11 protein-coding genes are annotated in these 15181 nt (G+C 74.2%); 9 read left to right on the forward strand and 2 right to left on the reverse strand.

Annotated elements, in window-relative coordinates; translation table 11 throughout:
• The first annotated feature begins 12 nt into the window (after window positions 1-12).
• The 9 genes from ACWD0F_RS26770 (at window position 13) to ACWD0F_RS26810 (ending at window position 12058) form a co-directional block, all read left to right on the forward strand.
• Window positions 13-1749, forward strand: coding sequence for an AMP-binding protein (locus tag ACWD0F_RS26770; RefSeq protein ID WP_449879936.1), 1737 nt, complete (start codon window positions 13-15; stop codon window positions 1747-1749).
• The gene (locus tag ACWD0F_RS26775) at window positions 1730-2527 is read left to right on the forward strand and encodes a DUF3050 domain-containing protein (RefSeq protein ID WP_449879938.1); all 798 of its coding nucleotides are present in this window, start codon (window positions 1730-1732) and stop codon (window positions 2525-2527) included. The genes ACWD0F_RS26770 and ACWD0F_RS26775 overlap by 20 nt, the downstream gene beginning before the upstream one ends.
• 62 nt (window positions 2528-2589) lie before the next feature.
• Window positions 2590-3759, forward strand: a complete 1170-nt coding sequence (locus tag ACWD0F_RS26780; RefSeq protein ID WP_449879940.1) for a 3-deoxy-7-phosphoheptulonate synthase — start codon at window positions 2590-2592, stop codon at window positions 3757-3759.
• A 59-nt stretch (window positions 3760-3818) separates the two neighbouring features.
• Window positions 3819-5189, forward strand: a complete 1371-nt coding sequence (locus ACWD0F_RS26785) for an aldehyde dehydrogenase family protein (RefSeq protein ID WP_449879942.1) — start codon at window positions 3819-3821, stop codon at window positions 5187-5189.
• Window positions 5189-7279 (forward strand): aminodeoxychorismate synthase component I, encoded by a 2091-nt coding sequence (gene pabB / locus ACWD0F_RS26790; protein ID WP_449879988.1) that lies wholly within the window; start codon window positions 5189-5191, stop codon window positions 7277-7279. The genes ACWD0F_RS26785 and pabB overlap by 1 nt, the downstream gene beginning before the upstream one ends.
• A complete protein-coding gene (locus tag ACWD0F_RS26795; RefSeq protein ID WP_449879944.1) occupies window positions 7276-8781 on the forward strand; it encodes an AMP-binding protein in 1506 nt (501 codons plus the stop codon). Before pabB ends, ACWD0F_RS26795 begins: the two co-directional genes overlap by 4 nt.
• Complete coding sequence (locus ACWD0F_RS26800; protein WP_449879946.1) at window positions 8781-9929, forward strand: ScyD/ScyE family protein; 1149 nt, start codon at window positions 8781-8783, stop codon at window positions 9927-9929. Before ACWD0F_RS26795 ends, ACWD0F_RS26800 begins: the two co-directional genes overlap by 1 nt.
• Window positions 9926-11197 (forward strand): MFS transporter, encoded by a 1272-nt coding sequence (locus ACWD0F_RS26805; RefSeq protein ID WP_449879948.1) that lies wholly within the window; start codon window positions 9926-9928, stop codon window positions 11195-11197. The genes ACWD0F_RS26800 and ACWD0F_RS26805 overlap by 4 nt, the downstream gene beginning before the upstream one ends.
• Window positions 11198-11212: 15 nt before the next feature.
• Entirely contained in the window at window positions 11213-12058 is an 846-nt protein-coding gene (locus ACWD0F_RS26810; RefSeq protein WP_449879949.1) for an AfsR/SARP family transcriptional regulator, read from the forward strand.
• On the opposite strand, the gene ACWD0F_RS26815 is transcribed toward ACWD0F_RS26810, so the two are convergent.
• Window positions 12016-14895: a type 2 lanthipeptide synthetase LanM family protein gene (locus ACWD0F_RS26815; RefSeq protein ID WP_449879951.1), complete on the reverse strand. Its 2880-nt coding sequence runs from the start codon at window positions 14893-14895 to the stop codon at window positions 12016-12018. The genes ACWD0F_RS26810 and ACWD0F_RS26815 overlap by 43 nt on opposite strands.
• A gap of 49 nt (window positions 14896-14944) precedes the next feature.
• A partial coding sequence (locus ACWD0F_RS26820) for a hypothetical protein (RefSeq protein ID WP_449879953.1) occupies window positions 14945-15181 on the reverse strand: 237 nt, incomplete at its 5' end.

Raw genomic sequence — 15181 nt, forward strand, 5'->3', positions numbered from 1 at the left:
AGAGGGAAGACCATGATGGGAGCGGGCGCGCTGGCGCCGATCATGCGGACGGCACTGCGCCGGACGTTCCGCATCGGGCGGATGTTCGAGGAGGCGGCGCGGCGGAACCCGGCCGCCACGGTCAAGCTGGACCGGCCGCTGAGCGTGCTCGGCTCCGACCAGACCACCTACGACTACGACGAGCTGGCCGACCTCGTCGACGACCTCGCCGCCCGCCTGCGGGCGGCCGGCGTGCGACGCGGGGAGTACGTCCCCGTCTACAAGGGCCTGAACTTCGACCTGCCGCTGCTGGCCTGCGCCGCGGCCAGGGCGGGCGCGGTGCCCGTCATGCTCTCCCCGGCGCTGGACCCCTCCGTGGTCCTGATCCTGCTGGCCCGGCTGTCGTCGCCGTGGATCGTCACGGACGCGGCCCAGCTCGCCAGGCTCACGGGCGAGGGCACGTTCACCGGCACGAGGGTCATCCTCACCGACGGCCCGGCCCGGTCAGACGTGCCGTCCGGCACGTCCACGTCCGAGGTGCCGTCAGGGCCGTCCGGCCCGGACGGCGCCCGGGTCATCGACCTCGGGGCGCTGGCGGGCGCGCCCCGGCGCCCGCCGATCGACCTGCCGCCCGACCACGCGACGCTCATCACCCACTCCTCGGGAACGACCGGCGTGCCCAAGCTGATGGTGCACACGACGCGTACGCTCTCCCACCGCCTGCTTCCCCAGCAGTTGCTGGCCTGGCCGGTCCGGCACCGCTCGCGGGTGCTGCTGGCGATGTCGTTCGTGCACTCGCGGTTCTTCAACTCCCTCGGGGTGTTCCTGTTCTACGGCAATCCGCTCGCGGTGATCAGCGAGACGGGGCTCACCACGGTCCGCAGGATGCTCTCGACGACCCGGCCGGCTCTTGTGGAGACCCATCCCAACAACTTCGTGTTGTGGGAGGACTTCGCGGACGAGGCGGACGGGCCGCTGGCCGGGGTGCGCTACTACAGCAGCACCTTCGACGCCATCCATCCGGGCACGGTCAAGAAGCTCCTGTCGGCCTCCCGGCACCGCCGTCCGGCCCTGCTGCAACTGTTCGGCCAGAGCGAGACCGGCCCGCTCACCGGCTGGCTCAACACCAGGCGCAACGTCGAGCGGATGGACGGCCGCTGCATCGGCTACCCGCTGCCCGGCTTCGTGCGGCTGCGGGTGGTCGACGCCGAGGGCCGGCCGGCGCCGCGCGGCACGATCGGCCGCCTGGAGGTGCGCACCCGCGGCCGGGTCCGCACCTATCTGGGCGAGGAGGAGCGCTTCCAGTCCCAGCTCACCGACGGCTGGTGGTATGTCGGCGACATGGGCTGGCGGGACCGGGCGGGCCGGGTCCACCTGGCCGACCGCGAAGTGGACAAGATCAGCGACATCGACAGCAACCTCGGGCTCGAGGACGTTCTCATGGAGCGCCTGCCCGAGATCTCCGAGCTGGTGATCGTGCCGGACCGGGCGGGGCGGCCCACGCCCATCCTGGCCACCCGGCACGACCGGCCGCTCGACCGCGGGCGCTGGGCGGCGGCCGTGGCCGGGCTGCCCGGCCTGGAGAGCCCGGTCCAGTGGCACTTCGCCGACTTCCCGCGCACCTCCACGTGGAAGATCAAGCGGCTGGAGATCCGCGGGCTGCTGGGCACCGAGGAGGAGCCGCCGCAGGTGCCGCTCGAAAACTTCCCGATGACCTCTCAGATTCCGACCACACAACCTGGAGCATTAAATGTCGACAAATCGCTATAAGTGGGGCATCTCGCACCCGGGGCTGGACGGCCTCCAGCAGGCCATCGAGCCGATCAGGGACAAGATCCTCGCCCACCCCATGTACACCTCGCTCAACGACCTCGGCGACGTGGTCACCTTCATGGAGCACCACGTCTTCGCCGTCTGGGACTTCATGTCCCTGCTCAAGAGCCTCCAGCGGCAGCTCACCTGCGTACGGGTGCCCTGGGTGCCGGAGGGCCCGGAGACCAGCCGCCGGCTCGTCAACGAGATCGTGCTGGTGGAGGAGAGCGACACCCTGGCCGGCGGCTACATCAGCCACTTCGAGCTGTACGTCGACGGCATGCGGCAGGCCGGCGCCGACACCACCGCCATCGAGACGTTCATCGCCTGCCTGCGCGCCGGCGGAACCGTCCCCGACGGGCTGGCCGGCGCGGACGTCCCCCGCCCGGCCGCCGCGTTCGTCGGCACCACCTGGCGGATCATCGCCGACGCGCCGCTGCACTGCCAGGCCGCCGCGTTCGCCTTCGGCAGGGAGGACCTCATCCCCGAGATGTTCGACCAGGTCATGCGGATGGACCGGCACGCCGACGTCCTGGGAACGTTCCGCGACTACCTGGAGCGGCACATCGAGGTCGACGGCGAGCAGCACACGCCGATGGCGATGCAGATGCTCGTCGACCTCTGCGGCGACGACCAGGTCAAGTGGGACCAGTGCGCGCTCACGCTGAACACCGCGCTGGAGGCCCGGCACGACCTGTGGGACGCCATCGCGGAGCGCATCGCCACCCGGCCGTAACGACCGACCCGTCCTCCTACCTCCCGTCCTTCCCCTCCCCGTCCTGTCAGAAGGGTGCACCGATGCTGCTTTCCCGGTCGGCGGCGGCCTCGGCCGTGCCGATGCCCGACTGGTCCGCCGGCGACCTCGCCGCGGTGGTCGCGGAGCTCGGGCGGCGGCCCGCCCTCGTGTCCTTCGCGCCCACCCGCGCGCTGCGCGAGCGGCTCGCCGAGGTCGCGGCGGCCGGCGGGTTCGTCCTGCACGCCGGTGACTGCGCGGAGTTGTTCGCCGAGGTGTCGCCCGGCCTCGTCGCCCGCAAGGTCGCGCAGCTCACCGAGCTGGCGGCGATCCTCGCGGACGTCCGCGACCCCGTCGGGACCGTGGTGGTCGGCCGGATCGCCGGCCAGTTCGCCAAGCCGAGGTCGTTCCCCACCGAGTCCGTCGCCGACGGCTCGCAGGTGCCGATCTATATGGGCGACGCGGTGAACGGCCTGGCCGCGACCCCGCTCGCCCGCACCCCCCAGGCGGGACGGCTGCTGCTCGCCTACGACAAGTCCGCCGAGGTGCTCGGCCACCTGGCCGCCGCCCGCACCCCGTACCCCGTCTTCACCAGCCACGAGGCCCTGCTGCACCCCTACGAGGAGCCGCTGGTCCGGCCCGCCGGGATCGCCGGCGCGGTCTACGCCTCCTCCGCCCACCTGCTGTGGGTGGGCGACCGCACCCGCCAGGCCGACGGCCCGCACGTGGCGCTGGCCGCGCGGGTGGCCAACCCGGTGGCGGTCAAGCTCGGCCCGTCCGCCCGCCCGGAGGACGTCGCCGCGCTCGTCGAGGCGCTCGACCCCGGACGGGAGCCCGGCCGGCTGACCTTCGTCGCCCGGCTGGGGGCCGGCCGCGTGGCCGAGTCGCTGCCCGGCCTGCTGGCCGCCGCCCGCGACAGCGGCGCCCGGCCGCTGTGGTTGTGCGATCCGATGCACGGCAACACGGGCCGCCACGACGGATACAAGATCCGCGTCGTCGATCACGTCATCGCCGAGGCACGATCGTTCGTCCGCGTCACCCGCTACCACGGCGTTCGCCCGGCGGGCCTGCACCTGGAGATCACCCCGGACGACGTGGTCGAGTGCCTGGACCACGCCGAGCGACCGCTGCCCAGCATCGATCCCACCCGTTACCGGACCGGTTGCGACCCGCGCCTCAACCCGGCGCAGGCGCGGCGGGTGGTCACCGCCTTCGCGGAGGAGCTCGCCCGATGACGCGCGGCCCCCGTGCCCGCCACCACCCTTGACCGACCGAACGCGCAGGAGACCTGCCGATGCCAACCGTTATCCCCACGATCCGGCCGCTGGTCGCCGGCCAGCCCATGGACAGTCACGACCACTCCGACCTCATCGGCGTGCACGGCGGCCGCGTGGCGGAGGTGCGCCTGGCCGCGCCGCTGACCGCGGTGCCGGCGGTGAAACGGGTCCGCGACGCCGCCGACGGCGTACCGCCCGACCAGGCGACGCTCGCGCGGGCCGCCGAGATCCTGCTCACCGAGGAGGTGGACGGCGAGTCGCCCGGCGACTACCTGAACCGCTGCGCGCTCGCCACCGGCGTGCCGAAGCCCGTCGTCCGCGACGGCCTCCACTACCTGGCCCGGGTGCTCACCGACGTCCGGCGGCACAACGCGCTCGATCTGCCGCCGATCCCGGACGTGGACGGCGTCGCCGCCCGCTGGATCCCCCGGGGCCGGCTCTTCGCCATGCTCACCAACCTCGGCACCCACTCCGGAGGCAACTCGCTCTGGGTGCGGGCACTGTCGATCGGCTACAGCGTCATGATCCGCCCGGGACGCTCCGATCCGTTCACGCCGCACCGGCTCATGGGCGCGCTGCGCGCGGCCGGGGTCGCGCCGGAGAAGCTCACGCTGCTGCCGGGGCCGGACCGGATCGGCCACCTGCTGGTCGAGCACGCGGACGCCGGAGCCGTGCAGGGCCCGCCCAAGCTGACCCGGCAGTGGGAGCGGCGGCGCGACGTCCGGGTGAACGGCCCCGGCCGCAGCAAGCTCGTCATCGACCACGAGCCCTCCGCCGCCGAGCTGGACTACCTGCTGGACACCGTGCTCGGCGACGGCGGCGTCCGCTGCGACAACGTCTCGGCCATCCTCACCACCGAGGACCCCGGCGCGCTCGCCGACGCCCTCGCCGAGCGGCTCGCGGCGACCCCGGCCCACCTCGTCACCGACGACCGGGCCCAGCTGCCCGCCGTGTCGGCCGAGCGCGCCACCGTCCTGCGCAAGCACCTGGACGAGCTGGCCGCCGGTCTGACCGACCACACCGCCCCGCACTACGGCGGAGATCCGCTGGCCGCGCTGGACGACGGCTCGTACGCGGTGCGCCCGGTGGTGTTGTCGGCGCCGAGCTCCGGCCATCCGAGCGTGCACACCGAGCTGACCTCGCCGTTCGTCGTCGTCGCCCCTTGGCACCCGGACGAGGGCGTGGCGCCCTTACGCGACTCCCTGGTCGTGACCGTGCTGGGCGACGATCACCTGGCCCGCCTGGCCGAGGACGAGCCCGGCATCGGCCGGGTGGTCACCGCCCCCGTGCTGCCCTGGGCCACGATGCCCCCTTCCCTGTACGGAGACGGCCTCATGCACATGCTCGCCGTCCGCAAGACGACCGTGATCGGCGGTGGCCGGAGTTGATCCGCTGCCTGCTCATCGACAATTACGACTCCTACACCTACAACCTGTTCCAGTTGCTGGCGCAGATCAACGGAGTCGATCCCGTGGTGGTCGCCAACGACGACCCGCGCTGCGTCGACCTGGCCGCCGAGCTGGACTGCGTGGTCATCTCCCCAGGCCCCGGCGACCCCGGCAACCCGGAGGACTTCGGCCGGTGCGCCGACGTCCTGCGGGAGGCGACCGTACCCGTGCTCGGGGTGTGCCTCGGGCACCAGGGGATCGCGGCGGTCGGCGGCGGCGTGGTCGAGCGGGCCCCGGCCGCGCGGCACGGGCACGTCAGCCGTGTCCGCCACACCGGCGACGAGCTGTTCCACGGCATCCCGCAGGACTTCAGGGGCGTGCGCTACCACTCGTTGCGGGTGCCCGAGCCGCTGCCCGCCCACCTTGAGGCGACCGCGTGGGCGGAGGACGGCGTGCTCATGGGGCTGCGCCACCGGCACCGTCCGGTGTGGGGGGTGCAGTTCCACCCCGAGTCGGTCCTGACCGAGTACGGCGCGCGGCTGCTGGCGAACTTCCGGCGCATCGTCGAACGGCACCACGGCCGCCCGCCGGTGTGGCCCGCGGCCGAGCTGGAGTACACCGCGCACACCCGGTCGGTCCCGCTGCGCGCCGGCAGCGAGCCGGTCTACCACGCGCTCTTCGGCGGCTCGCGGCACACCATGTGGCTGGACAGCGCCCGGCACGGCCCCGGCCTGGCCAGATTCTCCTACCTGGCCGAGGCGTCCTCCGCGCACGGCGAGGTGCTGACCTACCGGGTCGGCGAGGGGGAGGTCAGCATCGAGACGGTCGGCGCCGGCACGAGGCGGGCCGCCGGCTCCATCCTGGAGGTCCTGGACCAGGAGCTCCGGCGGCGGTCGGTGCACACGCCCGAGCTGCCGTTCGACTTCACCGGCGGGTTCATGGGCTACCTCGGGTACGAGGTCAAGGCCGACTGCGGGTCCTCGGCCAAGCACTCATCCGAGGTGCCGGACGCGGTGTGGATGTTCCCCGACCGGTTAGCGGTCGTCGACCACGCCGACGACACCCTGCACCTGGTGGCCCTGAGCGTCGCCACGCGGGAGTCGGAGCGGGCGGCGGCCGGCTGGCTGGAGTGGGCGGCCACGACCGCGGGCGGGATCACGCCCGCGCCGGCGCCGCCGGCGGACGGCCTGGCGGGCGGTCCCGGCCTGCGCGCCGTGGCGGAGGCCGGTCTGGTACGAGGCCGCGCCCGCTACCTGGCCGACGTGCGGCGCTGCCAGGAGGAGCTGCTGGCGGGCGAGTCGTACGAGATCTGCCTGACCAACGCGGTGCGCCTGCCCGCCCTCGTGAGCCCGCTGCGTTTCTACGGCCGGATGCGCACCCGCAACCCCGCGCCGTACGCGGCGTACCTGTCGGCCGGCGGCGTCCAGGTCGCCTGCTCCTCGCCCGAACGCTTTCTGAAGATCGACAAGGGCCGCGTCGTGGAGAGCAAACCGATCAAGGGCACCGCTCCCCGGGGCGCCACCCAGGCCGAGGACGAACGCCTGCGCACCACCCTGGCCGCCGACCCGAAGAGCCGCGCGGAGAACCTCATGATCGTCGACCTGCTCCGCAACGACCTCGGCCGGGTGTGCGAGCCCGGCAGCGTGCACGTGCCCGCCCTGATGCAGGTCGAGTCGTACCAGACCGTGCACCAGCTCGTCTCGACGATCCGGGGGTCGCTGCGGCCCGAGGCGTCGGCCGTGGACTGCCTGCGCGCGTGTTTCCCCGGCGGCTCCATGACCGGCGCGCCCAAGCTGCGCACCATGGAGATCATCGACGAGCTGGAGACGGAGGCGCGCGGCCCGTACTCGGGCACGATCGGCTTCCTGGGCTGCGACGGGACCGCCGACCTGAACATCACGATCAGGACGGCGGTCTTCACCCCCGACGGCATCAGGATCGGCGCGGGCGGCGCCATCGTGCTCGACTCCGACCCCGCCGACGAGTACGAGGAGATGCTGCTCAAGGCGTGCGCCCCGCTGCTCGGGCTGGACGGAGAGCCCGTCGAGGAGGAGCTGGTGGCCGGTGGGTTGCCGGAGGCGGCCCGATGAACGTCACCCGGCAGATCGAGAAGCTCGCCGCCGGCGGAGGATGGCTCGGGCGCACGGCGTTCTGGGACAACGGCGTCCCGCACACGCACGCGAGCCTGCACCGGATGGCCGCCTCCGCCGCGGCCGGCCTGGCCGCTCGGGGGGTGCGCCGGGGCGACCGCGTCCTGCTCGCGCTCCCCGACGGCATGGGCGTGATCGCCGCCTTCCTCGGCGCGGCCCGGATCGGCGCGCCGGCCGTCATCGTCAACCCGGACGTCACCGCCGCCGACCACTCCAGGATCGCCGCCGACTGCGCGCCGCACACGATCGTCGCCGGCGCCGCGCTGCGCGGCCGCTACGACGCCGCCCGCCACGTCACCTCCGACGACCTGCTCGCTTCGGGCCGTACCCGCCCGGTCCCCGGACCGGTCGACGTCGGCCCCGACGAGCCCCTGTACATCCAGTACACCTCCGGCACCACCGGCACCCCCAAGGGCGCGGTGCACACCCACGGGCAGCTCGCGGCCTATCACCGGTGCGTCGGCAAGGGCGTGCTCGACGTCCGCGCCGAGGACGTGCTGCTGTCGGTGTCGAAGGTGTACTTCGCCTACGGCTTCGGCAACGCGCTGGTCTTCCCGCTGTTCACCGGGGCCGGCGCGGTGCTGTTCGGGCACCGGCCGAAGGCGGAGGAGGTCGCGGCGGCGATCGACCGGTACGCGGTCACGCTGCTGTTCTCCGTCCCCGGGTTCTACGCCAAGTTGCTCGACCACTGCCCGCCGCAGGGGTTCGGGTCGCTGCGCGCCGCCGTCTCGGCGGGCGAGCGGCTGCTTCCGGCGCTCGGGACCAAGGTGACCCGGTCCTTGGGGGCGCCGGTGCTGGAGCAGATCGGCGCGACCGAGGCCGGTCACGCCTACTGCGCCAACACCGTCTGGGACAACACCCTCGGCACCCTCGGGCGGCCGGTGCCGGAATGCGAGCTGCAACTCCGCGGCGAGGACGGCGGGCCGGTCGCCGACGGCGACATCGGGGAGTTGTGGGTACGCGGCCCCATGATCATGCCGGGCTATCTCGGCGCGCCGGAGCTGACCGCGAACGTGCTGGTGGACGGCTGGCTCAACACCCGCGACCGGGTGAGCCGCAACCCCGACGGCACGTACGCGCACCACGGCCGCACCGACGACATCGAGGTCGTCGGCGGGATCAACGTGGCGCCCACGGAGATCGAGGCGGTGCTCGCCCGGCATCCCGGCGTCCGCGAGGTGGCCGTGGTGTCCGTGCGCGACGACGCCGGTGTCACCGCGCTGCGCGCGTTCGTGGTGCCGGGCACGCCCGGGGTGGACGCCGCGCTACTGGAGCCGGAGCTGATCGCGCTGGCTCGCGAACACCTGGCCGCCTTCAAGGTGCCCAAGTCGGTCCGCGTGGCCGCGGAGCTTCCGCGCACGCACACCGGCAAACTCCGCCGCTTCGTTCTGCGCGAAGGCGCCGAGGCGGCGGGCGGACCGTTCAGAAAGGACGTCTCCTGATGAGACCTGCCATCGTTCTCGCGGCGACCCTGCTCGCCTGCGCGGCCCTGCCCCTCCCGGCGCAGGCCACCACCGCGGCGTCGCCCGCCCTGTCCGCACGGCCTGCGGCCGGCGCGTCGCCCGCCCTGTCCGCTCCCCGGGTCGTCGCGGAGGGGCTGGCCCATCCGCGCGGCATCCGCGCCCTGGCCGACGGCGTGGTGCTGGTCGCCGAGTCCGGGCGGGAGGGCACCGAGCCGTGCCTGCCCAGAAGCCCGGGCAGCGCGGGCGCCGAGCAGTGCCTCAGCCGGACGGGCGCCGTCTCCCTGTTCACGCACGGCCGCAAGACCACGCTGGTCAGCGGCACCGCGTCGCTCGGCACCAAGGACGGCACCTTCGCGCACGGGCCGAGCGACATGCTCCTCACGCCGAAGGGGCTGGTCGTCGTCATGGGCCTGGCCAACAACCCCACGGGGCGCGAGGCGCTCGGCGAGGCCGGCCGTGAGCTCGGCACGCTCGCGTACGCGACCCGCAAGGGGCTGCGGCCGTTCGCCGACCTGGCCGCCCACGAGATCGCCAACAACCCCGACGGCGGCGCGGGCTTCTCCGGGTTGTGGTGCCATCCGTACGCCGCGATGGCGGACGGCGACGGCTTCCTGGTCGCCGACGCCGGGGCCAACGCGCTGCTGCGGGTCGCCGGGAACGGCTCGATCTCGGTCGTCGCGGTGTTCCCGACGCAGACGGTGACCACACCGAACGGTCCGGTGCAGGTCCAGGCGGTGCCCACCTCGGTGGTACGCGGCCCCCGTGGCTCGTACTACGTCAGCGAGTACACCGGCTACCCGTACACCGGCAAGGTGGCGCGCGTCTGGCAGGTGACCCCGGGGCAGCCGCCGCGCGTCTTCGCCCAGGGCTTCTCTCCCATCCTCGACATGGACGTCGACGCCAGGGGACGGCTGCACGTCCTGGAGGTCGAGTACACCGGCAGCCCCTACACCGTTCCGCCGCCGGCCGGCCGGGTCACCCGCGTCGAGCGCGACGGGACCACCGTGCCGGTCGTCACCGAGGGCCTGACCATGCCCAGCTCGTTGTCGTTCACCCGCGACACCCTGTACGTCGCCGACAACTCGGTGTCACTCAACGGCCGGCTGCTGGCCTACCGACTGCCGTGACGGACATCCGGAACCCCTCCGACGTGGACAGGACGGCCGCCGACGCCGAAGTGGCCCGCGTCCAGGCGCGGACCGTACGCGTGCTGGCCGTCACGCAGGTCGTCGGCGGCGTGGGCGCGCTGGCGGGCACGACGGCCGGCGGGCTGCTCGCCGCGTCCGTCGCCGGCGATCCGGCCGCCGCCGGATACGCGCAGGGCGCCCAGGTGGCCGGGGCGGCGCTGCTCGCCCTGCCCATCGTGCTGATCATGCAGCGGTTCGGGCGGCGGCGAGGCATGGTCGCGGGCTTCAGCACCGGGCTCATCGGCGCGTGCGTCGCCGTCCTGGGCGGCTGGGCGGACTCGCTGCCCGTCCTGATGGCCGGGCTCATCCTGTACGGCGCCTCGACCGCCACCAGCCTGCAGTCCCGGTACGCCGCCACCGACCTGGCCACGCCCGCGCAGCGCGCCCGCGCCCTGTCCACCGTCGTCTGGGCCGCGACGGCCGGCGTGGCGATCGGCCCGAACCTGGTCGGGCCCACCGCCGCGATCGCCGAACGGGCCGGCCTGCCCCCGCTGACCGGCGCCTACGTCTTCGCGGCGGTGGCGTTCCTGGTGGCGGCCACCGTGGCCGGGACGATGCTCCGCCCCGACCCGCTGCTGCTGTCCCGGCGGGTCGCCGGCGAGCCGCCCCGCCCCGCCCCCGGCGGGACCTGGGTGCCGCGCCTGATCCTGACCACCCCACCGGCGCGGCTGGCGCTGATGACGATGGTGGTGAGCCACTCCGTCATGCTGCCCCTGATGGTGATCACCCCCGTGCACATGGCGGCGGCGGGCACGGGCCTGACCGTCATCGGCGCGGCGGCCAGCGCCCACGTGCTGGGCATGTACGTCCTGTCGCCGCTGGTCGGCCGGCTCTGCGACCGGTTCGGGCGACGGGCGGGACTGGTGACCGGCGCGGCGTTGTTGCTGACGGCCACCGTGGTGATCGGCACGTCCGGCCACGACTCCTGGCGGCTCACCGCCGGGCTGGTGCTGCTCGGCGTGGGCTGGTCGTCCTGCCTGGTGTCCGGTTCGTTGTTGCTCAGCGAGTCGGTTCCGGCCGAGCGGCGCGTCCGGGTCCAGGGCACGGCCGACATGACGGTGGGCCTGTGCGCGGCGACGGGCGGGCTGATCGCCGGCCCGGTGGTCGGCACGTTCGGCTTTCCGGGACTCACCCTGGGCGCCGGCGTCCTGGTGCTCTGCCTGGTCGCCGTACAGGTGCACGCCCTCCTCGGAGGCCGGGCCGGATGAGCGGGAGGGCGTGCGATGGACGGGCTCCGTCTCACCGGCCCCGTGGTTCGGGGAGTCGTGGACAGCGGGTGTGAGGTGCGGTTACGGCTGGTCGGCGAGTTCGCCGTCTTCGTCGGGGCGCGCCGACTGACCGGCGCCGAGGTGGGCAGCCGCAAGGCGCGTACGCTGCTGGCGCTGCTCGCCGTGGCCGACGGGCGGCTGGTGCACCTGGACGCCGCCGCCGAGGCGTTGTGGGGTGAGACGTGGCCGTCGCGGCCGGGGGACAACGTGGCCACGCTGGTCAGCAGACTGCGTGCCACGCTCGACCCCGGCGTCGTGCTCGGCGGGCGCAGCGGATACCGCCTGGGCCGGGACGTCCGCGTCGACCTGTGGGAGGCGCGTGAGCTGGCCGGCGTCGCCGAAGGCGCTCTGGCGGGCGACGCGCGCCGGGCCATGCGGCTCGCGGGCGACGCCGTCCGCCTCGTCGCCGACGCCGAGGTGTTCCCCGACGCCACGGACGCGGCGTGGGCCGAGCCCGCCAGGGCGGCGCGGGCCGACGTCCTGCGGCGGGCGCTGCACGTGACCGCCGCCGCCGCGCTGCGCCGCCGGCGGTCGCGGGAGGCGCGGCTGGCCGCCCAGTCCGCCGTGGCGCAGGATCCGTTCGACGAGATCGCCTGCCGCCTGCTGATGCGGGCGTACGAGCTGGCCGGCGAGCCCGCCAGGGCGCTGGCCGCCTACGAGCGGCTCCGGGTCACGCTCGCCGAAGAGCTGGGCATCGACCCCACCCCGGCCACCAGCGCCCTGCACGTGGCGATCCTCCGCAGCGCCACGCTCACCCCCTACGACCGCGCCCCCTGGGAGAGCCCGGCCGCCGAGGGCTGAACGTGCGCCGTCAGGTCGCCGGCCCCCGGGTCGGGGAGCAGGACGGAGGGCAGCGGGCAGCCGGGGTGCATCCGCAACAACTGGTACGCGACGCCGCCGAGCCCGGACAGCAGCCCCGGCACCAGCGCGTCCCCGGCGAACCCGCTGGAAGGGCCGAACTCCTCGATCCCGGTGAGCACGCGGGCGTCCAGCCGCTCCCTGTCGACGTCGAGCGCGCCGGCGGCGGCGGCGAGCGTGAGCACTTCCCAGGCGCCGAGATCTCCGTGGGCCAGGGTGTGGCTCCGGCCGAAACCGTCCGCCCGGCACACCGCCGCCGCCCGCCGCAACACGGCGCGCCACCGTGCGGCGCTCGCCGGGTCGCCCGGGGCCACCCGCCGCAACTCGTCCGCCGCGACGACCCCGATCCCGCCCGCTCCATAAGCCCAGGTGGCGGCACCGATCGCGGTGGCGGTCGAGCGTTCCGGCTGCTCCGAGACGGTGGTGGCGAGAGTTGCCGCCTCCGTGTTTCCGGTGGCCGTCGCCAGACGGGACAGCGCCCAGCCGATCCCGGCGGCACCATGCGCCAGCCCGGCGGAGCCCAGGGACGACTCCGGGCTCGCCCATCGGGCGACGCCGCCGCGGACCTCCGCCGCTGCCGCCAACCGGTAGCCGATCTCATCCGCCAGCGCCACCGCGCCGGCGTGCCCGCCTTCGACATGCTCGTTCAACCTGAGCAGCGGCACCACCGCCCCCGCCAGCCCGCCGACCAGCCCGAACGACACGTCGCCGGCAAGCGAGGCAGGCAGACCGGACGCCACAGCCGACGCCTGGGACACCGCCTCGGCCGGCTCCACCGCACCGAGCCGTCCCAGGAGCAGCCAGGCCCAGACGCGCGACCCGATACCGAGATAACCTCCGGCGGCCTCCCGCGCGTCGGCCGACAGCAGGGCATCCTCGGTGTCGCGCATGGTGCGCAGCACGGCCCGCAGCAGCTCGGACGCCTCGGGCACCGGATCAGCCCGGTCGTGCTCCACCTCGTGCTCGTAGCCCGCGAGCAGCACGGCGATCCCCGCCGTACCGCCGTACATGTCCAGACCGAGCGGCAGCACCGCCCAGCCGGCCGAGTCGAGCACCGGCCCGATCCACGTGGCGCTGCCGTCGTCCCCCCGCACGGCGGACACGGCCAGCCCGCGCACGATCCCGGCCGCCGCCGTACGCCGGCGCCGGTCCAGGTTCGCGGTACGCACCCGGCGCGGCACCAGGGCCCGCGCGCCGCGCAACCACCCGTCGTTCAGGTACGCGCCGACCACGGCGGATCGGATGACCTGCCGTTCCACCGCGAGGTCGGCCGCCCGCCAGCGGCGCAGCGTGCCGGCGAACCGGTCCTCCGCGGCTCCCCACGTCGTGCCGCGCGGCCCGGTCAGCCGTCCCAGGCGAGGCGTGGTGGAGTACACGGGCACATCCGCGACGAGCAGATCCGCCACCTCGGCCGCGATCACGGCCGGATCGTCCGGCCTGCCGGGCACGTCGACCGCCTGCCGGGCGAGCACGGCCGCGGCGCGTTCGCGGGCGGCGGGCTCGTCGTGCAGCGACGCCGGGTGCCACAACATGCGGCCCAGCTCGGCGTACGACTCGGTGGAGCGCGGAACGACCCGGACCGGCACGTCGGCGAAACCCGCGAGCGCCGGCTCCAGCTCACCCGCCTCGTCCAGGCTCCGCAACCGCTCGGTGAGCTCGGTGAAACCGGCGACCACCTGGTCCCAGTACGCGCCCAGCACCGGCTCGGGGCTCGGCAGGTTCCGCTCCATGGGCACCTCGACGGGCGCCCGGCCCACTCTGGCCCGATCGGTGCCCGCGTCCAGGATGACCTGCAGCTCCGCGGCCGGTTGCTGGCCGGGCAGCGAGCCGATCCCGGACGGGTCGATGCCCCGCCAGCCGAGCGCCACGCCGCGGTCCGGCAGCAGGCCGGTGCTCAGCACCGAGCCGCCGAGCAGCGCCGCGGCCCTGTCGGTGGCGCCGCCGAAACCCAGCTCCATGGCGGGTGGCAGCGGCGTGAACAACGTCTCGCAGTCCACCACGACGGGCACCGGCCCGGCCGCGATGAGGTTCTCGGCGTGCATGTCGCTGCCGCCGAGCAGGAGCATCACGGCCAGCCAATGCCCCAGGCCACGATGGAAGGCACGCAGCTCCTCGTCACCGTCGCAGTAGCGGTGCTCGACGAACTCGACCCAGCCGTAGGTGGCACGGGCCACGGCCTCGGGCACCCGGATCCGGGTGTCGGCCGGCTCATCGTGCAGCACCCGCTCCAGGAAGCGCGCCAGGGCGCGGTCCACGGTCACCGGCCGCGGTTTGTAGGCGACGCTGCCGCCCGCGCAACCCAGCAGGACCACGGTCTGCCCGCCCCGATGGCTGTCCCCGGCCGCGAACTCCACCTCGGCCAGCTCGGTCCCGCCGCCACCCATGAGCGGGCCGAGCGCGGCGCGGTCGGTGACGAACCGGTGCGCCAGGGTCAGCGCCGCCGCGCACCTGTTGCCGATCACCCGGCGCAGCCGGGGCATCAACGTCGGATAGTGGCCGCCCAGCGAGGTCCAGAAGGCGGAAGTGGCCGTCTGTGCCTGCCACTCCGCCCACCGGGCCGCCGGGTCGGTCGCGGTGAGCCGGCCGGTGAGCCGGGCCGCGTGCAGCTCCAGGAGCAGCACCCGGTCGATGAGCCGGCGTACGGTGTCGCGCAGTGCCGATTCGGCGGCGGCGTGCAGCGCGTCCCGCTCCACCTCCGCCAGCCCCGGAACCGCGCCGAGCCGGGCCGCCAGCCGAACCAGGGCAGGTTCCAGCAGGTGGCCCGGCACGGTGTCGCTCACGGTGTCGTTACCCGCGTGTGCAGATGTGTCCGGTCAGAGATGCTCACGGCTAGGAGACCGCGGCCATCTCGAACCGAACCGCACGGGTGTTGCCGAAGGTGCGGGTGTTGACGGTCCGGGTGTTGACCGCACGCGTGTTGATGGTGCGGGTGTTAACGGTGCGGGTGTTGGCCGCGCGGGTGTTGATGTCGCGGGTGTTGGCCGCGCGGGTGTTGATGTCGCGGGTGTTGGCCGCGCGGGTGTTGATGTCGCGGGTGTTGGCCGCGCGGGTGTTGATGTCGCGGGA

The sequence above is a fragment of the Nonomuraea sp. NPDC002799 genome (genome assembly GCF_053592075.1).

Bases quoted from the DNA above. Each gene is read 5' to 3' on its own strand.
- ACWD0F_RS26800 (WP_449879946.1), top strand. From the start codon at position 8,781: ATGAGACCTGCCATCGTTCTCGCGGCGACCCTGCTCGCCTGCGCGGCC.
- ACWD0F_RS26785 (WP_449879942.1), top strand. From the start codon at position 3,819: ATGCCAACCGTTATCCCCACGATCCGGCCGCTGGTCGCCGGCCAGCCC.
- ACWD0F_RS26795 (WP_449879944.1), top strand. From the start codon at position 7,276: ATGAACGTCACCCGGCAGATCGAGAAGCTCGCCGCCGGCGGAGGATGG.
- ACWD0F_RS26770 (WP_449879936.1), top strand. From the start codon at position 13: ATGATGGGAGCGGGCGCGCTGGCGCCGATCATGCGGACGGCACTGCGC.
- ACWD0F_RS26775 (WP_449879938.1), top strand. From the start codon at position 1,730: ATGTCGACAAATCGCTATAAGTGGGGCATCTCGCACCCGGGGCTGGAC.
- ACWD0F_RS26810 (WP_449879949.1), top strand. From the start codon at position 11,213: ATGGACGGGCTCCGTCTCACCGGCCCCGTGGTTCGGGGAGTCGTGGAC.
- ACWD0F_RS26780 (WP_449879940.1), top strand. From the start codon at position 2,590: ATGCTGCTTTCCCGGTCGGCGGCGGCCTCGGCCGTGCCGATGCCCGAC.